At 70.9% G+C, this 25,820-nt stretch carries 6 protein-coding genes and 1 pseudogene; 6 read left to right on the forward strand and 1 reads right to left on the reverse strand.

What is annotated here, in order from left to right:
• The first annotated feature begins 17 nt into the window (after window positions 1–17).
• The 6 genes and pseudogenes from WS69_RS17760 to WS69_RS34855 form a co-directional block, all read left to right on the forward strand.
• Window positions 18–1,178 (forward strand): GntG family PLP-dependent aldolase, encoded by a 1,161-nt coding sequence (locus WS69_RS17760; RefSeq protein WP_082716271.1) that lies wholly within the window; start codon window positions 18–20, stop codon window positions 1,176–1,178.
• Window positions 1,175–1,807: a GNAT family N-acetyltransferase gene (locus WS69_RS17765; RefSeq protein WP_059472034.1), complete on the forward strand. Its 633-nt coding sequence runs from the start codon at window positions 1,175–1,177 to the stop codon at window positions 1,805–1,807. The genes WS69_RS17760 and WS69_RS17765 overlap by 4 nt, the downstream gene beginning before the upstream one ends.
• Complete coding sequence (locus WS69_RS17770; protein ID WP_059472035.1) at window positions 1,804–20,691, forward strand: non-ribosomal peptide synthetase; 18,888 nt, start codon at window positions 1,804–1,806, stop codon at window positions 20,689–20,691. The genes WS69_RS17765 and WS69_RS17770 overlap by 4 nt, the downstream gene beginning before the upstream one ends.
• 90 nt (window positions 20,692–20,781) lie before the next feature.
• Complete coding sequence (locus WS69_RS17775) at window positions 20,782–22,503, forward strand: carbamoyltransferase family protein (RefSeq protein ID WP_059472036.1); 1,722 nt, start codon at window positions 20,782–20,784, stop codon at window positions 22,501–22,503.
• Window positions 22,504–22,619: 116 nt separating this feature from the next.
• The gene (locus WS69_RS17780) at window positions 22,620–24,995 is read left to right on the forward strand and encodes a penicillin acylase family protein (RefSeq protein WP_059472037.1); all 2,376 of its coding nucleotides are present in this window, start codon (window positions 22,620–22,622) and stop codon (window positions 24,993–24,995) included.
• Between the two features lie 144 nt (window positions 24,996–25,139).
• Window positions 25,140–25,333 (forward strand): annotated as a pseudogene (locus WS69_RS34855) (hypothetical protein); the annotation flags it as partial.
• Here the strand turns inward: WS69_RS34855 and WS69_RS17785 are convergent.
• On the reverse strand, window positions 25,268–25,462 hold the full coding sequence (locus WS69_RS17785; protein WP_156438209.1) for a hypothetical protein: 195 nt from the start codon (window positions 25,460–25,462) through the stop codon (window positions 25,268–25,270). The pseudogene WS69_RS34855 and the gene WS69_RS17785 sit on opposite strands and share 66 nt — an antisense overlap.
• Window positions 25,463–25,820: the final 358 nt, after the last annotated feature.

Consider the following 25,820-nt stretch of genomic DNA (forward strand, 5'->3'; position numbering starts at 1 on the left):
TGCGACACGCACATGCAATGACACGCGCGACGACGGCCGCGAAGGCGGCGGTCTCGACGACGAACCGGCGCAGCCAGGCCGGACGACCCAACACATGGACCGAGGCGATGATTGATTTCCTGAGCGACACGGTGACGCTGCCGACCGCCGAGATGCGGCACGCGATGTTCACGGCGAACGTGGGCGACGACTGTTACGGCGAGGACCCGACGGTCAACGAGCTGGAGTCGGTTGCGGCCGGCATGACCGGCAAGGAGGCGGCGGCGTTCGTCACGAGCGGCACGCTCGGCAACCTGACCGCGCTGCTCGCGCAGTGCCCGCGCGGGCACGAAGTGATCCTCGGCGACCGCTCCGATCTCTACAACTACGAGGCGGGCGGCGTGTCGCTCGTCGGCGGCGCGGTGCTGCATCCCGTGGCGACGGCGGACGACGGCAGCTTGCCGGTCGAGCGGCTGCGCGCGGCGATCCGCGACAAGACCGACTACCAGTGCGCGCCCGCCGCGGTGATCGCGCTCGAGAATCCGCATTGCCTCGCCGGCGGCCGCGTGCTGTCGCTCGACTATCTGCGGCGGGTGCGCACGCTCGCCGACGCGCACGGGCTCGCCGTGCACATGGACGGCGCGCGCCTCTTCAACGCGCAAGCGAGCCTCGGCGTGAGCGCGGCCGACATCGTCGCGCACGTCGATTCGGTCCAGTTCTGCCTGTCGAAGAGCCTCGCCGCGCCGTACGGCTCGATGGTGTGCGGCAGCGCCGGCCTGATCGATCGCGTGAAGCGCTATCGGAAGCTGCTCGGCGGCGGCACGCGGCAGGCCGGCATCATGGCGGCCGCCGGGCTCGTCGCGCTGCGCACGATGGTCGCGCGGCTGTCCGACGATCACCGCCGCGCGGCGCGCCTCGCGGATGAGTTGTCGCGGATCCCGGGCGTCGCGCTGCGCTCGGAGGCGGTCGAGACGAACATGGTGTTCTTCGATGTCGCCGAGCCGGGCAACGAAGCTTTTCTCGCCGCGCTGCACGGCGCAGGCATCCGGATGGGCGTGCTCGGCGACGGGGTCATCCGGGCCGTCGTGCACTACATGATCGACGACGACGCGATCAACCGCACCGTCGACGCGGCGCGGGCGATTCTCCGTCCGTTCGCACCGGCGTCCAAGCCGGCCGCCGCGCCGGAGGCGCAATGATGAGCGCCTTCTCGCTGACCCACGCGCACCTCGATTTCGGCCATGAAGGAACCCGCATGACCACTTTTCCCATTTCCACGCCGCGCCTCGTGCTGCGGCCGTTCAAGCGCGGCGATCTGGCCGCGTTCACCGTGTACCGGAACCACCCCGACGTGGCCCGCTACCAGAGCTGGTCGTCGTACACGCACGACGAAGCGGACGCGTTCTTCGCCGAGCAACAGGCGCTCACGTTCGATACCGACGACACGTGGTTCCAGATCGCGGCCGAGCACAAGGCCGACGGCGCGCTGATCGGCGACGTCGCGGTGCACTTCTTCGACGAAGGCCGCCAGGCCGAGCTGGGCGTGACGTTCGACGTCGCCGCGCAGCAGCAGGGCTTCGCGCTCGAAGCGGTGTCGCGGGTGATCGAGCTGCTGTTCGCCGATCTCGGCAAGCACCGCATCGTCGCGACGGTGGACGCGCTCAACGCGCGCGCGCAAAGGCTGCTCGAACGGCAGGGCTTTCGTCGCGAAGGGCATTATCGCGAGAACATCTTCTTCAAGGGAGCGTGGTCCGACGAGTACGGCTATGCGCTGCTGAACCGCGAATGGCGGACCCTTCGGCAAGCTGCGGCGGGAGGTGCGCAATGACGGCGTTCGAGAATTTCGTCGACCTGTGCGCGCACCGCGCCGCCGCGAACGGCGACGCGCTCGCCTACCGCTATCTGAGCCCGCACGACGAGGATCGCACGCTCAGCTTCGGCGCGCTCGATCTCGCCGCGCGGCGCATCGCGGCCCGGCTCGCCGCGAGCGGCGCGCCGGGCGATCGCGTGCTGATCGTCTGCCCGCAGAGCCTCGACTACGTAACCGCGTTCTTCGGCTGCCTCTACGGCGGCTTCATCGCGGTGCCCGCGTACGCGCCGCGCAACAACCACCACTTCGAGCGGCTCAGCAAGATCATCGAAGACGCGCAGCCGCGCGTCGTGATGCTGTGCCGCAAGCAGTACGCGTCCGTTCACGCGTTCATCGAGCGGAATCCGCCGCTTCGCGCGGTCGAGCTCGTCGTCGTCGACGCGCTCGGCGACGTGGATCCGGCCGGCTGCCGGCCGCACGCGGCCGCGCGCGACGACGTCGCGTTCCTGCAATACACGTCCGGCTCGACGGGGCAGGCGAAGGGCATCATGGTGTCGCACGGCAATCTGCTCGCGAACGAGGAGATGATCCGCACGACCTGCGGCAACACGCCCGACAGCCGCGCGGTGTTCTGGCTGCCGCTGTTCCACGACATGGGGCTGATGACGCTGTTGCAGGGCGTCTACGTCGGCTATCCGACGTACCTGATGGCGCCGATGGATTTCCTCGCGAATCCGCTGCGCTGGCTGCAGGCGGTGTCGCGTTTCCGGGCGACGCTGACCGTCGCGCCGAACTTCGCGTGGCAGCTCTGCGTCGAGAAAATCTCGCCCGAGCAGCTCGACGGGCTCGATCTGTCGAGCGTGACGGCCGCGGTCAACGGGTCGGAGCCGATCTCGGTGCGCACGCTCGACAGCTTCGTCGCGCGCTTCGGCGCGTGCGGCTTTCGCCGCGAAGCGTTCCGGCCGAGCTACGGTCTCGCCGAGGCGACGCTCCTCGTCGCCGGATCGAGCGGGCACGCGCCGAGCGGCGTGATCGAAGAAACGATGATGTCGTCGGCCGGCCGCCGGACGGTGTTTCAGCGGGTCGGCTGCGGCCGGCCCGCCGCCGGCTGCGAAGTGGCGATCGTCGACCGCGACACCCGCGCGGTTCGCCGCGACGGCGAAGTCGGCGAGATCTGGGTCAAGGGGCCGCACGTCGCGCAAGGCTACTGGAACCATCCGGAGCAGACCGCGCAGACCTTCGGCAACCACACCGCGGACGGTGCGGGGCCGTATCTCGCGACAGGCGACCTCGGGTTCCTGCATGACGGCGCGCTCGTCGTCACCGGGCGCTGCAAGGACGTGATCATCCTGCGCGGCGACAACTATTACCCGTCGGATCTCGAAGCGACCGCGACCGCGGCCCATCCGGCGCTCGTGCCGGATGGCGCGGCGGCGTTTACGCTCGCGGGCGACGACGCCGGGCCGGACGACGCCGCGACGCAGGCGCTCGCCGTCGTCGCCGAGGTGCGGCGCAACACGCCGGCCGCGCAGTGCGCGGAGATCGCCGCGGCGATCGTCGAACGGATCTCGGCGGGCTATGGGCTCGCGCTCGAACGGCTCGTGCTGATCAAGGAGCGCTCGATTCCGAAGACGTCGAGCGGCAAGGTGCAGCGGGGCGCCGTGCGCGCGGAGCTCGACGACGGGCAGTTGAAGACGCTCCACGACGTGCGTCCCGGCGAGACCGGCGTGCGCGCCGCCGCGCAGCCGTTCGCCGAGCTGCACGCGATGCTTGCCGCCGCGCGCGGCGACGGCTTCGCGCGGATCGTCGACGGCTTCGTGCTGAGCCAGTTCGCCGAAATCATGAAGACGCCGTTCTACGCGCTCGACCTGACGCGGCCCATCGCCGCGCTCGGGCTCGATTCGCTCGCGCTCGTCAACGTCCAGCACCGACTCGGCGCGGCGCTGAAGATCGATGCCCCCGCGGAGCTGCTGTTCGGCGACGCGACGCTCGGCGAGCTGGCGGCGCAGATCGGCGCGCTCGCGCAGGGCGCGTGGGTAGAGTCGGCGGGGTCGGCAGGGGCTATGGCCGCGTTGGATGAAGCGGCGCGGGCAGCGCAGGTGCCATCGGAAGCAGCAGCCGCGCCTTCGGGGACTGCCGAGGCCGGATTCGAGTCGACCTCGGCGGCGGCCGGCTGGGACGCAACGCCCGGTCAAGCGGCGCTGTGGCTGATCCAGCAGGCCGATCGCGAATCGCGCGATTACAACGAGGGTTTCGTCGCCGCCGTCGACGGCGCGTTCGATCCCGAGCGGTTCATGCTCGCGCTGGCGCGCCTCGCCGCGCGCCACGACGCGCTGCGCGTGACGTTCGCCGAAATCGACGGCCGCCCGGTCGCGCGCGAAGCGGACGCATTGCAGCAATCGACGGTCCGCTGCGCGGACGACGCGGCCGCGCTGCAAGCGGCGCGCGACGCGCTCGCCGCGCCGTTCGACTTGAGCCGCGCGACGTGGCGCGCGGTGCTCGCGCAAGGGCCGAGCGCGACCTATGTCGCGCTGGCGCTGCATCATGCGGTCGTCGACATGTGGTCGTTCGATATCCTGGTCGCCGAATTGAAGCAGCTCTACGACGCGCTCGCGCGCGACGCCGACGTGTCGCTCGCCGCGCCCGGCGGCTACCGCGAATTCGCCGCATGGCAGCGCGGCTGGCTGAACTCGCCGGAAGCGGCGGGGCACGCCGCGTATTGGCGCGATCGGCTGCGCGGGATGCCCGCGCGCTCCGCGTTTCCGTCGACGTCGACCTCGACGTCGATTTCGACGCCCGCGCCCGCCGCAGGCGTCGGCGCGCGCGCCCACCGCTTCGCGATCGACGCGCGGACGATGGATGCCGTGCGCACGCTCGCGCAGCGGCACGGCCTCACGACCTATCACGTGCTGTTTGCGGCCGGCGCGCTGCTGCTCGGCCGCTACGCCGGCCAGCGCGACGTGGTCGTCGGGATGCCCGCGCACGGCCGCCCGCGCGCGGCCGACGCACGCACGATCGGCTATTTCGCGAACGTGCTGCCGATCCGGATTGCGCTCGACGATCGCAAACCGCTCGCCGACTGGCTGCACGATGTCAAGGACGCGATCGTCGGCGGCCTCCGGCATCAGGCGCTGCCGCTGCCCGTGCTGACCGAAGCGCTCGCGGTCGAGCGGGGCGCGCAGGACGGCGCGCTCGTGCAAACCGTGATCTCGCTGCTCGCGCCGAGCGCGGCGCGCGCCGATGCACGCGCATCGGATCACGCAGCGGACGCCGGCGACCGGCTGTCGCCGTTCGCGCTCGGCGACGCGGGCGGCCGGCTCGCGCTGGGCGGCGCGACGCTGACGTCGTGCGAATCGCGGCACGACCGCGCGCCGTTCGACATCGCTTTCACCTTGATCGACGACGACGGCGAGCTCGCGGCGTCGATCGGCTACCGCGCCGATCGCCACTCGGCCGAGATGATCGAGCGGCTCGCCGCGAACTACCGCTGCGTGCTGGAGGCGCTCACGCACGCCGCGCCCGCGCGGCTCGGCGACGTGCCGCACGTGTCGGCCGCGGAGCGCGAGCTGCTGCGCCGCAACCTGACCCATCGAGCGCTTGCGCAGGGGGCGGCGGCCGGCGCAGGCGGCGACAGCGTCGTCGATCGATTCCGCCGCACGGCCGCCCGGCAGCCGGACGCGATCGCGCTTGCCGGCACCGCACGCACGCTTACGTACGGCGAACTGGCGCGCGCCTCCGACGCGCTCGGCCATGTGCTGCTCGACAACGGCGTCGCGCCCGGCGACCGGGTCGTCGTCGCCGTCGGCGAGCGCGCGACGCAGACGCTCCTCGCGCTCGCGACGCTCAAGGTCGGCGCGGCCTACGTGCCCGTCGACCTCGCGAATCCGCCCGAGCGGCTCGCTTATCTGCTGAACGATTGCGGCGCGAATCTCGTGCTGACCACGCGCCGCGACCGGTCGAGCCTGCCCGCGGCCGGCGCGGAAATCGTCTGCGCGGACGAGCTCGATGAGCTCGACGACGCGACGCTCGCAGGACAGGCGAGCCGCCCGCTGCCGCGCATCGCTTTCAATGCGGGCCAGCCCGCGTATTGCATCTACACGAGCGGCTCGACCGGCCAGCCGAAAGGCGTGCTCGTCACGCACGGCGGCTTGGCGAATCTCGTCGACTGGCACGTCGACGCATTCGCGCTCGACGCCGGCGCGCGCGCCGCGATGCTCGCCGGCCCCGGCTTCGACGCGGCCGTGTGGGAAATCTGGCCTGCGCTGTGTGCGGGCGCGAGTCTCGCGGAGCCCGCGCCGGACGCGCGGCACGACGTGGCCGAGCTCGCACGCTGGCTCGACGCGCACGCGATCAGCCATTGCTTCATGCCGACGCCGCTCGCGGAGGCATTCATCGCGGCGGCCGCACGGCCGCGCGCGCTGCGCTTCTTGCTGACGGGCGGCGACCAGTTGAAGGCGCGCGGCCGCGCGGACGACGGCTTCCGGCTGATCAACGCGTACGGCCCGACCGAAAACACCGTGGTCACGACGAGCGGCGCGGTCGAGCCGGCGCCCGCGTCGGCTCACGGCGATGACGCGCACGACCGCCTCGCGCCGCTGCCGGACATCGGCGCGCCGATTCGCGGCCAGTCGCTGCACATCCTTGACGCGCAGCTGCGGCCGACGCCGCTCGGCGTGAGCGGCGAGTTGTACGTGAGCGGCGCGGGCCTCGCGCTCGGTTATCTGAATCGGCCCGCGTTGACGGCCGAGCGCTTCGTGCCGGCCCCCGACGCGGACGCGTCCGGCGTGGACGCGCCCGGCGCACGGATGTATGCGACAGGCGACATCGTGCGGCTCGACGAAAGCGGGCGGCTGCATTTCGTCGGCCGCGCGGACGACCAGGTGCAGATCCGCGGCTTCCGGGTCGAGCCGGGCGAGGTCGAAGCGGTGCTCGCCGCGCATCCGGGCGTCGCGCAATGCAAGGTGATCGCGTTCGAGCGCGAACCGTCGGGCAAGCTGCTCGCCGCATACGTCGCGGGCGATCCGAGCTTGACCGAAGCGGCGCTGCGCGCGTTCGTCGATAGCCGGCTGCCGTCGTACATGCGGCCGGCCGCGTTCGTGATCGTCGACGCGCTGCCGCTCGATGCGAACGGCAAGATCAGCCGGCGCGCGCTGCCGTCTCCGACGCTCGAAGCCGGAGACGAGACCGTCTTTGCCGATCCGGTCGAGCAGACGGTGGCGAGCGTCTATCGGGATGTGCTCGGCTGCGGCCCGGTGCGCGCCGACGACGATTTCTTCGCGCTCGGCGGCCATTCGCTGCTGGTCGCGCGCGTCGCGTCGGGCATTCGCGCGCGGCTCGGCATCACGGTGTCGATTGCCGACCTGTTCGCGCATTCGCAGGTGGCGGCGCTCGCCGCGCACCTACGCGGCGAGGCCGCCGCGCTCATCCGTCCGCCCGAGCGGCTCACGCGCGCCGGACGGCCCGCGCGCGCGCCGCTCAGCCCCGCGCAGCAGCGGATGTGGCTGCTGCAGACGCTCGAACCGGACAGCGCCGATTACCACGTCTGCGGCGCGCTCCGGGTGCGCGGCGCGCTCGATCTCGACCGGCTCGCGGCCGCGCTCACGCAGACCGTCGCGCGCCACGAAGCGCTGCGCACGTGCTTCCCGAAGCATGACGGCCAAGCATGTCAGGTCGTTTTGCCGCCGTTCCCCGTCGACGTGGAGCGGCTGTCGGCCGACGTCGGCGGCGCATCGGCGGCGGCGCGCGACGCGGCCGTGCAGGCGCGGATCGATGCGTGGGAAGCGCAGCGCTTCGATCTCGAGACCGGTCCGCTCATCAGGGCGGCATACCTGCCGCTCGCCGATGACGACGGCTATCTGCTGCTGAATCTTCATCACATCGTCGCGGACGGACGCTCGATTGCGATCCTGCTCGACGATATCGCCGCGCGCTATGCGGGCCTGCACGCCGGGACAGCCGGCGCGGCGGCGCTCGACGCGCCGGACGCCCCGCACTATGCGGACTACTGCGTGTGGAGCCGCTCCGAGGCCGCGCGCGAACGCGAGGCCGCGTCGCTGCCGTTCTGGCGGACGCAGCTTGCGGGCGAACTGCCGGCGGGCATCGCCGCGCTGCGCACGACCCGCGCGGGCGCGGCGCACAACACGCACGACACGCACAACACGCACAACACGCAAGACGCGCCCGGCGCGCGGTCCGGAGACGAAGTCAGCGACACGCTGCCGGCCGGTCTCGCGGAGAACATTCGCGATGCGGCGGCGCGCTGGGGCGTGACCGAATCGACGGTGTATCTCGCCGCCTACGGCCTGCTCGTCGCGAAATTCGGCGGCGACGCCGACGTGCTGATCGGCATCGCATACGCGGGCCGGGATCTGCCGGACACGGCGGACATGATCGGCATGTTCGTCAACGTGCTGCCGATTCGCGTCGAGGTGGGCGACGCGGACGCGTTCGAGCAGCAGGTGCGCGGATGGCGCGACGCGTGCGTCGGCGCGTTCCGGCATGCGCATGTCAGCTACGAGCGGATGGTGGCGCTCGCGGGCGGCGACCGTCGCGACGGCGCGGGCGAGCTCGTGAAGACGATGTTCGACTTCGAGGAGCGCGGGCTGCCGCCGCGCGCATTCGGCGACGCGCAGCTCGGCGTCGAGCGCCGTCCCGACCGCAGCGCGAAATTCGACCTGACGCTGCGCTGCAGCCCCGACGCAAACGCGCGCATGCGGATCGCGATGAATTTCCGGCGCGCCGCGCTGAGCGTCGAGCGGGCGCGAAACCTGCTCGACGCATACCGGCTGATCCTCGAACAGGTGCTGCAAACGCCGGACCTGACGCCCGCCCGCACGCGGCTCGTCGGCGACGCGCAAGCCGACGCGCTGCTGCGGCTCGGCGCCGGGCCGGCCGCGCCGTGGTCCGGCGCGCCGGTGCATCGGCAGATCGAACGCATCGCGCACGCCGATCCGAACGCGCTCGCGATCGCGGGCGAAGACGGCGCGCGCATCGGCTATTCGGTGCTCAACGCGGTCGCGAACCGGCTCGCGCGCCGGCTGCAAGCGCTCGGCGTCGCGCCGCGCGACGCGGTGGCGCTGTGCATGCATCCCGGCCCGTCGTTCGCGCTCGCCGCGCTCGCGGTGCTGAAGCTGGGCGCCGCGTACGTGCCGATCGACCCGCGCTATCCGGACCCGCGCAAGCTGCGCATCGTCGCGGACAGCGGCGCGCGGCTCGTCGTCACGGAGCCGGACGCCGCGCCCGCGCAGACGCCCGACGCCGCCGCGCTCGTCTGGTGGGACGCGCTCGCGGTGGAAGCCGCGATGCTGCCGGACGGCGATCTCGATATCGAAACCGCGCCGGACGATCTCGCGTACATCGTCTACACGTCCGGCACGACCGGCGCGCCGAAGGGCGTCGAGATCCCGCACCGGGGCCTCGCGAACCTGTGCGAATGGCATGCGCGCGCGTACGGGCTGCACGACGCGCCGCGGTCGATCCGCGCGAGCCAGACGGCGGGCATCGGCTTCGACGCCGCCGTGTGGGAAATCTGGCCGTATCTGTGCACGGGCGCGAGCGTCTGGTTCGCGCCGGACGCGGCGCGGCAGTCGTCCCGCCGTCTCGAAGACTGGCTGACCGCGCAGCGCATCACGCATTGCTTCGTCGCGACGCCGCTTGCGCACGCTGTGCTCGCGGACGGCTGGCTCGGCTCGCCGAGCCTCGCGTACCTGCTGACGGGCGGCGAGCGGCTCACGCGCCGCGCGCCCGCCGGCGCCCGCTACCGGCTGTTCAATCACTACGGGCCGTCGGAAAACAGCGTCGTCGCGACGGCGGGCGAAGTCGCGCAAGGCGCCGGCGGCGAGCCGCCGTCGATCGGCGCCGCGCTCGACAACGTCCGCATCTACGTGCTCGACCGGCACGGCCAGCTCGCGCCGCGCGGCGTGCCCGGCGAGCTGTACATCGGCGGCGCATCGCTGATGCGCGGCTACCGGTCGAACGACGCGCTGACGCGCGCGCGTCTCGTCGCCGATCCGTTCGCGGGCGCGCCCGATGCGCGGATGTACCGCACCGGCGATCTCGTGTGCTGGAACGACGCGGGCGAGCTCGACTACGTCGGCCGCGCCGACGATCAGGTGAAGATTCGCGGCCACCGGATCGAGCCGAGCGAAATCCTGCATGCCGTCAAATCGGACGCCGGCGTGTACGACGCGGTGGTCACCACGGTCGATCATCCGCAAGCCGGCCCGCAGCTCGTCGCGTACGTCGTGTTCGCGCCGGCCGTTCGCGTTGGCGCGAACACGGCCGGCGCGCCGGATCGCGCGGCGCGCGTCAAGCGCGCGGTCGCCGCGCAGTTGCCGGCGTTCATGGTGCCGGCGCACGTCGTCGAGCTCGACGCGCTGCCGCTGACGAGCAACGGCAAGGTCGACTACGCGGCGCTGCCCGCGCCGCGCGCGGCGAACGCGGACGCGGACGCGCCGCGCACGCCGCTGCGCACCGCAACCGAGCGCGCGCTCGCCGACATCTGGGGCGAGCTGCTCGGCGAGCCCGTCGACGACGCGCACGCGAACTTCTTCGCGCTCGGCGGGCATTCGCTGCTGGCCGCACGGGCCGTCGCGCTGGTCGAGACGCGCCTCGCGCGCGAGATTGCGCTGAAGGACTTTTTCGCGGCCGAGGATCTCGCGGCGCTCGCGCGCGCGCTCGACGCGGCCGGCGTCCATGTCGGCATTCCCGCCGCGCCGGCCGGCGCGCCGATTCCGCTGTCGCCGTATCAGCAGCGTCTCTGGCTCGTGCAGGCGTTCGATCGCGGCAGCGTCGATTACAACGTCGTCGGCGCGCTGCGCGTGACCGGCGCGCTCGATCCAGCGCGGTTCCGCGCGGCCGTGTCGGCGGTGGTCGAGCGGCACGCGATCCTGCGCACGCGGTTCGTCGATACGGAAGACGGCCCGCGTCAGCACGCGCCGGACAGCGACGCGCGCGAAGCGGACCTGCTGCAGATGAACCTGACGGGCAACCCGCCGTCGATGCAGGACGGTTTCGTCCGCGACTACCTGGCGAGGATGGCCGTCGAGCCGTTCGATCTGGCCGCGGGGCCGCTCTTCAAGCTCGTGCTGATCCAGACGGCGGCCGACAGCGCGGTGCTCGCCGTGAGCTTTCATCACATCGTCGTCGACGCGTGGTCCGCTAACGTGTTCCTGCGCGATCTGCTCGAATGCTACGCGGCGCAGCGCGCGCAGCGTGCGCCGCGGCTCGCGCCGCTGCCGATCCAGTACCAGGACTACAGCGTCTGGGCGCAGCGCGAGCTGGCCCGCTCGGAAGATGCGCTGCGCGCGTTCTGGCGCGACTACCTGCGCGGGCTGCCCGCGCGCGCGCCGCTGCCCGTCGCGCGTCACGGCGCCGACGCCGGGGCGCGCGCGGGCCGCCGGCTGTCGATCGCGTGGCCGGCCGACACGCTCGCGCGGCTGAAGGCGCTCGCGCGCCGCGAGCAGGCGTCGCTGTACGAAGTGCTGATCGCCGCCTGTTTCGCATGGCTGCACCGGCTGAGCGGGCAGGGCGATCTCGTCGTCGGGATGCCGTACAACGATCGCGGACGCGCGGAGCTGGAGAATCTCGTCGGGTTCTTCGTCAACGTGCTGCCGGTGCGCGCGCGCGTGCGGCCGCATCTGTCGTACGCGGCGCTCTTGCGGCAGGTCCGCGACGATCTGCGCCGCGTATACCGGCATCACGCGCTGCCGTTCGACCGGATCGCCGAGCAGTGCACCGACGCGACGGGCAGCCTGTTCCAGACGATGTTCGACCTGCAGTCGGAGCCGCTCGCGCACGACGCGCGCGCGGCGGACGGCGAGCGCGACAGCGACGGCCTGCGCGCCGAACTGCTCGACGGCGCGCCGGAAGCGCCGGTCGCGGACCTGTCGGTCACGTTCCGCGAAGCGACGGACGGGCTCACGCTGTCGTGCGTGTACGCGGCCGACCGCTTCGATGCGCCGGCCGTCGAGCGTTGGCTCGACAATTTCCGCGCGCTGCTCGACGGCGTGGCGACCGACGCCGATGAGGCCGTTGGGCGCCTCGCGTTCCTGACGGCGAACGAGCAGGCGATCGTCGACCGGCTGCGCAACGCGGCGCCCGTCGACCACCGCGACGTGCTCGCCGAGGCGGGCGGCGCGACCGGCCCGGCGCTGCTGCACCGGCTCGTCGACCGCTGGGCGACGGTCGCGCCGGCGAACCCGGCGCTCGTGTCGCCGGGGCAGACGCTGAGCTTCGCGGAGCTCGCGCGCCGGACCGACCGGCTCGCCGGCATCCTGTGGGAAGCGGGCGTGCGGCCGGGGATGGTGGTGGGCGTCGAGGCCGCGCATAGCGTCGACGCCGTGCTCGGCATCATCGCGACGATCAAGGCGGGCGCGATCTGCTTCCCGGTCGACGTCCGGCTGCCGCCCGACCGGCTCGACGCGGTGATCGCGGACAGCGGCTGCCGCCACGTGCTCGCGTCGGCGGGCGTGTCGCTCGGGCGCTTCGACGGCAAGCGGCTCGCGCTCGACGGCGCGGCGTGGCGCGCGCGCGCCGCGGCCGCGCCGGCCGTCGATGCGACGCCCGACCACGGCGTGTTCCTGACCTACACGTCGGGCACGACGGGCGCGCCGAAGGCGTCGGTGCTCCATCATCGCGGCATCGTCAATTACATCGGCACGGTCGTCGAGCGCTTCGGCTATACGCATGGCGATCGCGCGATGCTGTTCGCGCCGCTCACGTTCGACGCGTCGCTCGAAGAGATCTTCACGCCGCTGTGCGCGGGCGCGTCGCTGTACGTCGGCGACGAAAGCGTCAAGCGTTCGGTGCCGGCGCTCGTCGATACGTGCCGCGCGCAGCGGATCAGCGTGCTCACGCTGCCGACCGCGTACTGGCGCGTGCTGAGCGAGCATCTCGCGGCAAGCGGCGGCGTGGCCGGGCTCGGCGCGGTGCGGCTCGTCAGCATCGGCGGCGAAAAGGTCACGCTCGAGGCGATCCGCCAATGGCATCGCGCGACGGCGGGACGCATCGCGCTCTATAACATCTACGGGCCGAGCGAATGCTCGATCGGCAGCATCGTCGACCGGATCGACGTCGAGCGCGCGCTCGAAGACGGCGAAGTCTATCTGCACCGGCCGGTCGCGAACGCGCATCTGCACGTGCTCGACGCATGCCTGAATCCGGTGCCCGCCGACATGCCGGGCGAGCTCTGGATCGGCGGCGTCGGCGTCGCGCACGGCTACCACGGGCGGCCCGCGCTGACCGCGCAGCGCTTCGTCGCCGATCCGTTCGCAGTCGTGCCCGGCGCGCGGCTGTATCGGTCCGGCGATCTGGTCCGCTACGACCTCGAAGGACGCCTCCATTACCTCGGCCGCACCGACTTCCAGGTGAAGGTGGACGGCATCCGCGTCGAGCCGGAAGAGATCCAGGCGGTGCTCGAATCGCATCCGCAAGTCGCGCAGGCGGTCGTGCTCGCGGGCGAAGCGCGGCATGCGCGCAATCCGCTGATCGGCTACGTGATCCTCGAAAAAACGCCGGCCGGCGCGCGCGCGGCCACCGGCACCGACGGCGCGGCGTTCGTCGACTTCCTGCGCGCGCGGCTGCCCGCGCACATGGTGCCGGCCCAGGTCGTCGTGATGGATGCGTTCCCGCTGACGACGAACCAGAAGGTCGACCGCCGCGCGCTGCTGCTCGCGGCGAACGATTCGGTCGTGGCCGCGCCCGCGCTGTCGGCGACCGAAACGGCGCTGCTCGCGCTCTGGCACGAGCTGCTCGGCGACGGCACGTTCGGCGTCGACGACAATTTCTTCAGCCTCGGCGGCAGTTCGCTGCTCGCGATCCGCATCAATAGCCGCGTCGAGGCGATGTATGCGGTGCGGCTGCCCGTCGCCGCGCTGTTCGACTGCCCGACGGTGCGCGCGCTCGCGGTGCTCGTCGAGCGGCTGCGCGCGAGCCGAGACGCCGCGCCCGACGAAGCCGCGCAACCGATCGAGCCGATCGAGCGGATCGACGCGTGCGCGACGCCGCTGTCCGGCGCGCAATACCGGCTCTGGTATCTGCATCAGCGCGATCCGGACAGCACCGCGTACCATCTGCCGGACCTGCTGAAGCTCGCCGGGCCGCTCGACGCCGCCGCGCTGCGCACGGCGCTCGCGCGCACGCTCGACGAGCACGAATCGCTGCGCACGACCTTCGTCGTCGAAGGCGAGACGCCGATGCAGGTCGTCGCCGCGCAAGCGGAGCCGCGGCTCGACGCGCACGACTTGTCGGCGCTCGCGCCTAATGCGCGCGACGCCGCGCTCGATGCGCTCGTGCGCCGCGCGCTCGACACGCCGTTCGATCTCGAGCACGGCCCGCTCGCGACGTTCGCGCTCGTGAAGCGCGCGCACGACGAGCACGTGCTGCTGTCGGTGTTCCATCACATCATCGTCGACGGCTGGTCGGCGGGCCTGTTCCAGCGCAGCCTTGCACGCCATTACAACGCAGCGCGCGGCGGCCGTGCACCGGCGCAAGCCGCTGCCGGCGCGTCCCCGCGTGCGCTTCAGTACCGCGACTTCGCCGCGTGGCACCGCCGCGTGCTCGACGGCGGCGAACGTGAGCGCCAGCTCGACTACTGGCTCGCGCAGCTCGACGGCACGCTGCCCGTGCTGCAACTGCCGACCGATTTCAACCGCCCGCCGCAAGCGAGCGGCCGCGGCGAAGCGTTCTCGTTCGAGCTCGACGCGGCGCTCGCCGCGCGGCTGCAGGCGGTCGCGCAACGGCATCACGTATCGATGTTCATGCTGCTGCTCGCGGCGTACGCGGCGCTCCTCGCGCGCTACGCGCGGCAGGACGATCTGCTGATCGGCGTGCCCGCGCTCGGCCGCACGCGGCCCGAGTTCGAGTCGGTCGTCGGCTTCTTCGTCAACACGCTGGTGATCCGGGTGCGGGCGAATCCGTCGACGACCTTCGCGAGCCTGCTCGAGCACGTGCGCGCGACCTGCCTCGACGCGTTCGATCATCAGGACGTCGCGCTCGAAGAGATCGCGGCCGGCGTGAACGCGCGGCGCGAACGCGACGGCAGCGGGCTGTTCCAGACGATGTTCTCGTACCAGGAGGCGGACGCGCTCGAACCGGCCGCGTTCGACGGCCTTGCCGCGACGAGCGTCGAGCCCGAGCACCGGACCGCGAAGTTCGACCTGTATCTCGCGACCTGGGCGCAGGACGGGCGGCTCCACGGCGGCTTCGAGTTCAGCACCGACCTGTTCGAGGCCGCGACGGTCCGGCGCATGGCCGATCACTACCGGAACCTGCTCGGCGGCGTCGCCGCGCATCCGGATGGCGCGCTCCACGCGCTGCCGCTCCTCGGCGACGACGAGCGCGCGTACCAGGTGCGCACGCTGAACCAGGCGTCGCTGCCGCTGCCCGACGGCGTCTACGTGCGCGATCTGTTCGCGCGTCAGGCCGCGCTGCATCCGGCGCGCGTGGCGGCGACCTGCGGCGATGCGTCGCTGACCTACGGCGAGCTCGACCGCGCGACCGATCGCGTCGCGCGCAATCTGCTCGCGGCCGGCGCGCGCGGCGAGGATCTGGTCGGGCTGCTGGTCGGCCGCAATCTCGACTATCTGGTCGCGATGCTCGGCGTGCTGAAGGCGGGCGTCGCGTTCACGCCGATGAATCCCGACGATCCCGCGCACAAGCTCGACCGGATCGCCGAGCTGGGCAACGTGCGCTACGTCGTGCACGACGCGGCGAGCGCCGAGCGTGCGCACGCGCTGGCGACGCAGGCGACGCGCATCGCGCTCGACGCGCTGCTGCGCGAGCCGGCGGCGGCGCTCGATTTCCTGCCGCTCGCGCCGTCGTCGCTCGCGTACGTGATCTACACGTCGGGTTCGACCGGGCAGCCGAAGGGCGCGATGATCGAGCAGCGCGGGATGCTGAACCACCTGCTCGCGAAGATCGACGACCTGGCGATCGGCGCGGACGACGTCGTCGCCGAGATGGCGGTGACCACCTTCGACGTGTCGATCTGGCAATACCTCGTCGCGCTGCTGGTCGGCGGCCGCACGGCGGTGATGCCGGGCGACGCGGCGTGGGACCCGCGGCAGCTGCTCGCGCAACTCGACGCCGACGGCGTCACCGTGTTCGAATCGGTGCCGTCGCACATGAAGATCCTGATCGACGAGCTCGAAGCGCGGCCGGGCCATCACCGGCTCGACCGGGTGCGCGTGTACGTCAGCAACGCCGAAGCGTTGACGCCCGCGCTGTGCGCGCGCTGGTTCGCGTGCGCGCCGCACATTCCCGTCGTCAACACATACGGCGCGACCGAGTGCTCGGACGACACGAGCCACCTGTGGATCCGCGAGCCGATGTCGACCGCGTTCCCGTACGTGCCGATCCAGGGCACGCTGCCGAACCTGACGACCTATCTGCTCGACGAGCGTCTCGAGCCGGTGCCGGTCGGCGTGACGGGCGAGGTCTACATCGGCGGCGTCGGCGTCGGGCGCGGCTATCTCGGCGATCCGGTGCGCACCGCGCGCGCGTTCGTGCCGGACCCGTTCTCGCCGGAGCCGGGCCGCCGCCTGTACAAAACAGGCGACCTCGCGCGCTACCGGCCGGGCGGCACCCTCGAGTTCCTCGGCCGCGAGGATTTCCAGGTGAAGATCCGCGGCCAGCGGGTCGAGATCGGCGAAGTCGAAAAAGCGATCGGCGATCACGACAACGTGCGTCAGGCGGTGGTGGTCGCCGCGCGCGACGGCAAGGACCGCCTGTATCTGCTCGGCTACGTGATCCCGCATCGCCATCCGGCGCCGACCGTGCCCGAGCTGCGCGCGTTCGTCGCGGGCCGCATCGCGAGCTACATGGTGCCCGCGTCGTTCGTGCTGATGGACGAATTCCCGCTGAACGCGAACGGCAAGGTCGACCGCAAGCGCCTGCCGAAGCCGGCGGATCAGGATGTCTTCCGCCGCCACGAGCACGTCGCGCCCGCGACGCAGACCGAGGCGCGGCTCGCCGAGTTGTGGCGCGAGTTGCTCGACGTCGACGAGATCGGCGCGCTCGACAGCTTCTTCGAGCTCGGCGGCCATTCGCTGCTCGCGGCCGAACTGACGCTGCGGGTCCGCACGCTGTTCGGCGTCGCGCTGCCGCTGCGCGCGTTGTTCCAGTCGCCTCAGCTTCGCGATGTCGCGGCAGCGCTGGACGCGCTGCGCGCGTCGGCGGACACGGCCGGGCCCGCGCGCGTCGAGCGCCTGCCCGCGCGCGCGCACTACGAGCTCGCGCCGTGCCAGGTGCCGGAGTGGTACGCGTACCAGATGGACCCGACGAGCCCCGTCTACAACATCAGCGTCGCCGACCTGTTTTTCACTGGCAAGCTGAATCGCGACGCGTTCGTCGCCGCGTGGCGGACGATCCTCGACCGGCACGACGTGCTGCGCGTGAAGTTCGACTATCGCGACGGCATGCCGATCCAGATCGTCGATCCGGCGATCGACGTCCGCGCGGACGATGTGTTCCTCGATCGCACGACGCTCGCCGGCGCCGACGCGATCGACGAGGCGAACCGGCTCGGCGCGCGGTTCGGCACCGCGCCGTTCGATTTCGCGAACGGCCCGCTGTTCCGGCTGCACGCCGCGAGCTACGCGGGCGACTTCCATCAGCTGATCTTTGTCGTGCACCACATCATCTGGGACGAAACGTCGCTGATCAACCTGATGCTGGAACTGAGCGAGCTGTATAACGCGCACGCGGCGGGGCGCGCGCCGGACGTGCCGGCGCTCGAAGTCGGCTATTTCGACTACGTGCAATGGATGCACCAGCAACTGCGCTCGGGCGCGTTCGACGAGCACAAGCGCTACTGGCTCGACATGTACCGCACGCTGCCGCCGCCGCTCGACCTGCCGACCGACCGTCCGCGGCCGAACCTGATGTCGTACCGCGGCGACGCGCTGCGAACCTGGCTGCCGCGCGGCGTCGTGCGCAAGATCGAGGCATACCTGAAGCAGCACGACGTGACGCTCTTCATGCTGCAGCTCGCGATCCTCGACTGCTATCTGAGCCGCATCAGCGGTCAGCGCGATTTCGTGATCGGCTGCCCGATCGCGGGGCGCGCCGACGAACGGCTGAAGCCGCTGCTCGGCCTGTTCGCGACGCCGATGCCGATCCGCTGCACGATCGGCGAGAACATGACGTTCGGCGAGCTGCTCGCGCAGGTGTCGCAGCGCACGCTCGAGGCGTTCGAGCATTATCACTATCCGTCGAACCAGGTGATCGAGCAGTTGCAGCACGAGAAGGATCTGTCGCGGCCGAAGCTGTTCTCGATCATGTACGGCGTGCAGAACAACAAGAGCGACCTGATGGGCCGGCTGAAGTTCGACGGCCTCGCGCTCAGCCTCGAGAACGTCGTCGACACCGAGAACAAGTCGTCGCGGTTCGATCTGAACTTCGTCGTCGACCAGTTCGGCAGCGACATCATGTTCAGCTGCATCTACAACGCCGATCTGTTCGACGCGTCGACGATCGAGCAGATGCTCGACAACATGACGGCGCTGATGGATCAGGTGCTCGACGACCCGGACCGGCCGCTGCATCGCTACACGATGGTCGGCGCGAACGGCAATCCGCCGGCGGCGCTGCACGGCCCGCGCGTCGACTACGATGCGACGGCGACGATGCATGCGCTGATGGCCGAGCAGGCGGCCCGCACGCCGGCGGGCACGGCGCTCGTCGCGGAGGGCGTCGAGTACGACTACGAGACGCTGAACCGGCAGGCCAACCGGCTCGCGCATTATCTGCTGTCGCTCGGCGTGGCGAGCGGCGACAGCGTCGCCGTGATGCTGCGGCCGTCGTTCGAGATGATCGTCGCGCTGTACGCGATCCTGAAGGCGGGCGGCGCGTTCGTGCCGATCGGCCCGCAGTATCCGCAAAAGCGCGTCGACGCGATCCTGCGGAGCGCGGGCGCGCGCTGGGCGCTCACGCACAGCGGCCAGCGGCGCGCGTTCGCCGCGTTCCCGTACGACGTCGTGTGCGTCGACGACGTGATGGGCGCGCTCGGCGGCTATTCGGACCGCAATCCGCCGCCCGTCGATCCGCGCCAGCTCGCGTACATCCTGCACACGTCCGGCTCGACCGGCGCGCCGAAGGGCATCGAGATCGAGCATCGCGGCGTCGTCAGCATGCTCGCGGACCTGCAGCGGACCTATCGCCTCGACGCGCGCGACCGCGTGCTGTTCCATACGCCGTTCACGTTCGATGTCTTCATCCAGGACGTGTTCTGGCCGCTCGCGTCCGGCGCGCGCGTCGTCGTGATGGGCGACGACGCGCTCAAGAGCGCGCACGGCTTCGCCGACGTGATCGAGCGCGAGCAGGTGACGCTCGCCCAGTTCGTGCCGGCGATGCTCGAGACGCTTGTCGACGCGCGCGAGCGTGGCGAAATCTCGGGCCTCGCGTCGCTGCGGCAGGTCATCTGCGGTGCGGCGGCGTTGTATCGCGGCCTGGCCGAGCGCTTCGCGCGCGCGTTCGACTGCCGCCTCGCGAACCATTACGGTCCGACTGAAGTGACCGTCGACGCAAGCCGCTTCGACTGCGCCGAGTCGTTCGCCGGCGACACCGTGCCGATCGGCCGGCCCGTCGGCAACGCGAGCCTCCACGTGCTCGACGCGCATCTGCAGCCGGTGCCGCGCGGCGTGATCGGCGAGATCTGCGTCGCGTCGCCGGGCCTCGCGCGGCGCTATCTGAACGACGACGAAGGCACGGCGCGCGCGTTCGTCGAGGTCGTCGTCGACGGCGCGCCGCTCAGGCTGTACCGGACGGGCGACCTCGGGCATGGCGATCGAGCGGGTGTCATCTACTTCCACGGCCGGGCGGACAAGCAGTTGAAGATCCGCGGCAATCGCGTGGAGCTCGACGAAATCGGCAGCGCGCTGCGCGGCCATCCGGCGATCGCGGCCGCCGCGCTCCAGTATCGCGAGGATGCGGCGCATGGCGGCCGGCTCGTCGCGTACGTCGAGCAGACGGCGAGCAACCATCAGGTGACGGCCGGGCCGGGCGGCGCGCCGCAGTACGGCTTCACGCTCGAGCAGCGGCCGGAACTCGCCGTGGCGGCGCTCGCGTTGGCGCCGGACGGTTCGGGCAATCCGGGCAATCCGGACGGTTCGGCGCACGAGCTCGCGCGCCGTTTCCCGGCGTGCCAGCTCGTCGTGACGGACCGTGCGAGCGCGGTGACGGCGTTCTGCCAGGCCGTGCCGCTTCGAGTCGAGGCGACGGCGGGCGGCGATGCGCGGTCCGCCGCGCTTGCGCTCGGCCGCGACGCGGCGCTGCGGCTCGCGTTCGCGCAGCAGGACGACGGCGTCGAGCCGAACGCGCTGTACGTGCTCGACGATGCGGCGGCGGGCACGCCGGCGAAGTCGCCCGCCGCGCGCGCGGCGCGGCTCGCGCAGTGGCGGCGGCTCGCGGCGGCGCTCGGGCTGGCGCGCGTGTGGCTCGCGAGCGCCGGCGGCGATGCCGCCGCCGAGCAAGCCGACGCGTCCGGACGAGACGTCGCGCCCCTTGCGTACCTGACGCGCGACGCCGTGCGCGCCTGGCTGCGCGAGTCGCTGCCGGACTACATGATCCCCGATCAGGTCCACTTCATCCCCGCCATTCCGCTGACCGACAGCGGCAAGGTCGACGCGCGGAATCTGCCGGTGATCGAGGTCGACGAGCGGCCGGGCAGGCAGGCGGCCAGCACCGCGCTGCAGCGCGAGCTGATCGACGTGTGGGCGCGCCTGCTGCAAGTCGAGCAGATCGGCGTGACCGACGATTTCTTCGTGCTGGGCGGGCAGTCGCTGAAAGCGATCGAGATGGTCGCCGAGGTCGGCCGCCGTTACGGCGTGAAGATCCAGCTGCGCCAGTTTTACGAGAACCCGACCATTCGCTATCTGGAAGCGCTGCTGACCGAGCGTGCCTGACGCGAATGACGGCGCGTTCCGGCTTGCCGCCGGCCGGAACGCGCACACATCGAGAAGCGGACCATCGAGACAACCAGAAAGGACGTCAACGTGTACATACTAGGCATCAACGCTGCATATCATGAGTCCGCCGCCTGCCTCGTCAAGGATGGCCAGGTGGTGATGGCGATCGAGGAAGAGCGCCTGAACCGGATCAAGCACGGCAAGCTGTCGACGCCGGAGACGACGGGGCAATTGCCGTGGAAAGCGATCCGCAAGTGTCTCGACGCGGCGGGCATCGGCCTCGACGCGTGCGCGCACATCGGCTACTCGTTCAGCCCGGACATCCTGCAGAAGGGCGTCGCGTCGTGGCGCTCGGCGAACGGCGGCGCGCACGCATGGCCGCTCGACAAGGAAAGCTATCAGACGCTCGAAGGCGGGCTGAATTTCGCCGAAGGCGTGCTGTCGTCGCGCCGGCAACTGATCGAGGACGCCGGCTTCAAGGGCGAATTCCATTTCCTGCCGCACCACGACTGCCATGCGGCGAGCGCGTTCCACGTGTCGCCGTTCGACAAGGCGGCCGTGCTCGTGATCGACGGCATCGGCGAGTGGGCGAGCACGTCGCTCTATCACGGCGACGGCGCGACGCTCACGAAGGTGCACGACTTCCTGTTCCCGAACTCGCTCGGCTTCGTGTGGGAGAAGCTGTCGAAGTATCTCGGCTTCAGCCAGTACGACGCGTCGAAAGTGATGGGGCTCGCCGCTTACGGCGATGGCGCGAAGACCATCGACCTGTTCTCGCGGATCGTCACCGACAAGGCGGACATGACGGTCGATCTCGCTGTGCTGCGCCACGAATCGCCCGATTTCACGACGCTCGAAGCGCTGTTCGGGCTGCCGCGCCGCCACGAGCCCGTCGACTTCAATACCGACAACTGGCAGGCGTATGTCGACGTCGCCGCGGGGCTGCAATTGCTCACCGAGCAGGTGCTGCTGCACATCCTGCGCAAGTTCGATCGCACGACCTACCGGCACCTGTGCATGGCGGGCGGCGTCGCGCTGAACTGCGCGGCGAACGGCGTGATCGTGCGCGAGAAGCTGTTCGACGACGTATTCATCCAGCCGGCGTCGAATGACGCGGGCACCGCGATGGGCGCGGCGTTCCTGATCTGGAATCAGGTGCTCGGCAATCCGCGCGAATACGTGTTCAACCACGCGTATCTCGGCCCCGAGTATTCGGACGGCGAGATCGAGACGGTCCTGCAGCGCACGAACCTCGCGTACCGGAAAGTCGACATCGAGAAGGAAGTCGCGAAGCTGATCGCGGACGGCGGCATCGTCGGCTGGTTCAACGGGCGGATGGAGTGGGGCCCGCGCGCGCTCGGCGGCCGCAGCCTGCTCGCGGACCCGCGCAACAAGGCGGTGCGCGAGCTGATGAACGTGAAGGTCAAGCACCGCGAGCTGTATCGGCCGTTCTGCCCGAGCATCCTCGGCGAGCGCGCGGAAGAATGGTTCGAGGGCAGCGCGAGCGTCGCGGCCGGCAAGTACATGCTGACGACGTCGCGCGTGCGCGCGGAGAAGGCCGAGCAGATTCCGGCCGTCGTGCACTTCGACGGCACGGTGCGGGCGCAGACGGTATACGCCGAAGACAATCCGCGCTACCACCGGCTGATCTCCGAATTCGACGCGCTGACGGGCGTGCCGCTGTTGCTGAACACGTCGTTCAACGATTCGGAGCCGATCGTGTGCACGCCGCAGGACGCGATCAACACGTTCATGAAAACCGACATCGACTATCTGGCGCTCGGCAGCTATCTGATCTCGAAGCGCTGAGCCGCCCCGAAACACCGACCGGCGCCGCACGTCGCGCCGCCTGCCTGTTCCGCAGCGCAGACGGGCGGCGCGGCGCCGTCTCGTCCCACCGTCCCATTTCACGAACTCGCGTACCCATGACCTCTCGCACGAACCGCCTGCGGCGGTGGCTCAAGATCCTGCCGGGCCTCATCATTCTCGGCGTGCTGCTCGTCGCGGCCGGCGCGACGCTGTTCTTGCGCGCGAGCCTGCCGCAGCTCGACGGCGACGTGCGCGCGCCGGCGCTCGGCGGCCCGATGACGATCGAGCGCGACGCCGCCGGCGTGCCGACCGTCGCCGCGCGCGACCGCTTCGACGCCGCCTACGGCATCGGCTACCTGCACGCGCAGGACCGCTTCTTCCAGATGGACTATCTGCGCCGGACCGGAGCAGGGGAGCTGGCGGCGCTGCTCGGGCCCGCCGCGCTGGATTTCGATCGCGAGCACCGGCTGTTCCGGTTTCGCGCGCGTGCGGCCGCCGCGTTCGCGCAGTTGTCGCCCGACGAGCAGCGCCTGCTGCGACGCTACGCGCAAGGCGTCAACGACGGCCTCGCCGCGCTCCGCGCGCGCCCGTTCGAATACGCGCTGCTCGGCGAGCGGCCGACGCGGTGGCGGCCCGAAGATTCGCTGCTCGTGATCTGGGCGATGTACTTCCAGGTGCAGGGCACGCTCGCATCGCGCGACATCGCGCGCAACTGGCTGGCGGAACACGCGACGTCGCAGCAGGCCGCCTTCCTGCTGCCATCGTCGAGCGGATTCGACGCACCGCTCGATGCGTCGAGCGTCGACGAAAAACCCGCGCCGCTGCCCGACGCCGCGCCCGACTGGTTCCGCGCCGCAGGCGACGGCGCGGCCAAGCGGGCGTCGCTCGACTTCCGGTCGTCGGTCGGCAGCAACAACTGGGCGATCGCCGGCAGCCGCAGCGCGCGCGGCGCGGCCATCGTCGGCGACGACATGCATCTCGTGCTCGGCCTGCCGAACACCTGGTATCGCGCGGCCTTCACGTATCCGGCCGGCGCGGCGCCCGTCCGGCGAGCCGTCGGCGTGACGCTCGCCGGGCTGCCGGCGATCGTCGCCGGCAGCAACGGGCATGTCGCATGGGGCTTCACGGTCGGTTACGCGGATTGTCTCGACCTCGTACCGCTCGAGCGGGACGGCGACGATCCGCGCGCGTTCCGGATGGGCGGCGCGCGTCAGATCGCGCGCCGGTACGTCGAATCGATCCGGGTGCGGGGCGGCGCGCCCGTCGCGCTGACGGTGCTGGAAACGACGGCCGGGCCGGTGCGGGAAATCGACGGCCGGCTCTATGCGGTGCACTGGGTCGCGCAGTCGCCCGGCGCGGTGAACCTGGGACTCGCGCGGCTCGCGGACGCCGTCGACGTCGACGGCGCGATCCGCGCGGCGAATACGCTCGGCATCCCCGCCGAGAACATCGTGGTCGGCGACCGCGCCGGACAGATCGGCTGGACCATTGCCGGCGCGCTGCCGGATCGGCGCGCGCCGCGCGGCGGCAACGACGGCCCGGCGTGGCGGTCGCTGCTGCCGCCCGACGCGTATCCGCGCGTCGTCGATCCGTCGGGCGGCCAGCTGTGGACCGCGAACAACCGGCAGTTGGCGGGCGACGCGTACCGGCTGATCGGCGACGGCGGCACGGACCTCGGCGCGCGCGCGACCCAACTGCGCGACGGGCTGACGGCGCTCGGCCGCACCGACGAACGAGCGGCGTATCGCATCGACCTCGACGATCGCGCGCTGTTCATCGCGCAGTGGCGCGACCGTGCGCTGCGCGTGCTCGACGACGCGGCGCTCGCCGGCCATCCGTCGCGCGCGGAATTCCGCCGGCTGCTCGCGAACGGCTGGACGGGCAGGGCGAGCGTCGATTCGGTCGGGTATACGCTCGCGCGCGGCTTTCTGTATCGGCTGTACGACGTCACGTTCGACGGGCTCAACGCACGCCTGAAGCAAGTCGATCCGGGCGCGGACTACGAACTGGCGAATCCGCGCTGGCCGGCCGTCGTGGCGCGGCTGCTCGACACGCAGCCGCCGGGCTGGCTGCCGGCCGGCGCGTCGAGCTGGCGCGACGTCCAATTGATGGCGATCGACCGGACCATCGCCGCGCTTACCGCCGACGGCGCGCCGCTCGCGCAGGCGAGCTGGGGCGCGCGCAACACACTGCGGATCGCGCATCCGTTCGCCGGCAGCCTGCCGCTGCTCGGCAGCCGGCTGACGGCGCCGGCCGCGCAAATGCCGGGCGATTCGCACATGCCGCGCGTCGCCGCGCCGGATTTCGGGCAGTCCGAGCGGATGGTCGTATCGCCGGGGCACGAGGAATTCGGGATCTTCAACATGCCGGGCGGACAGAGCGGGCATCCGCTCAGTCCGTTCTTCCTGGCGGGCCATGATGCCTGGGTGCGCGCGGAGCCGACGCCGTTCCTGCCGGGCGACGCGCGGCATACGTTGCGATTCGCGCCGTAGCGGACGGGTGGGCGACGCTTCGGCGCGATTCCGGCAGCGGGCGGCGAGGTGGTTTCCGTGCGGCGCGGCCGCGACCACGGCCCGCGTCGTGCGGCGCGCCGCAGTCGCACGTATCGCTCCCCGATGCACCACGCAACCTTACTCAGCGCAGCCTGCTCGGCTGGAGCTTCGCACCTGAAAGGGCTGCCCCGTCGCGACGATGACGTGGCAAGTCCGGCCGCGACCCGCCCGTACCAGGGGGCGGGTTCGACGGGTACCGGCTCGACATCCGGCTAAAGGTCGTTGTGCGTGATCCGCTGGGATTTGAACACGAATTCGAGATCGAGCGCGCCTGCCTTTACGCGAGCTCTATATTTCGCGCTCATTCTGCCCATATCGGGCAGGAAGTCGAAGTCCATTATCGCTGGCATCCGCTGTACGGGTGTCGCGTCAAGGTCAGAGATGTCGAGCATCGTGGCGGAAGCCAAGTTATTCACGTGGAGACGGACGGTGCCCTTCGCGTACCACTACTTGCTGAATCCTGCGCATCCGGACGCGCTCGAAGTTCGGATTGCAGAAGTCGTGCAAGCGCCGCACGATGGCCCATCCTGAAACTGCTCGCGCGACCCACCTGTACCGTGCTCGAAGTGGATTGAAATATCTGCGTCAACTCCGCCTGGGTGACACAATAATTAGCGAAGTGGTAGTCAGTTCAATTCGGCATACGATCATTGCGCCCACCACTATTGGCATCCGCGATGCCGCCTAGGGCGTGTTCACACTACATTGATTTAAGGTTATGCTTCGGGGATGGAAATCTCCGAAGCCCAATTCAAACAGATCGAA

Source organism: Burkholderia sp. BDU5 (assembly GCF_001522845.1).
Classification (GTDB): Bacteria; Pseudomonadota; Gammaproteobacteria; order Burkholderiales; family Burkholderiaceae; genus Burkholderia; species Burkholderia mayonis.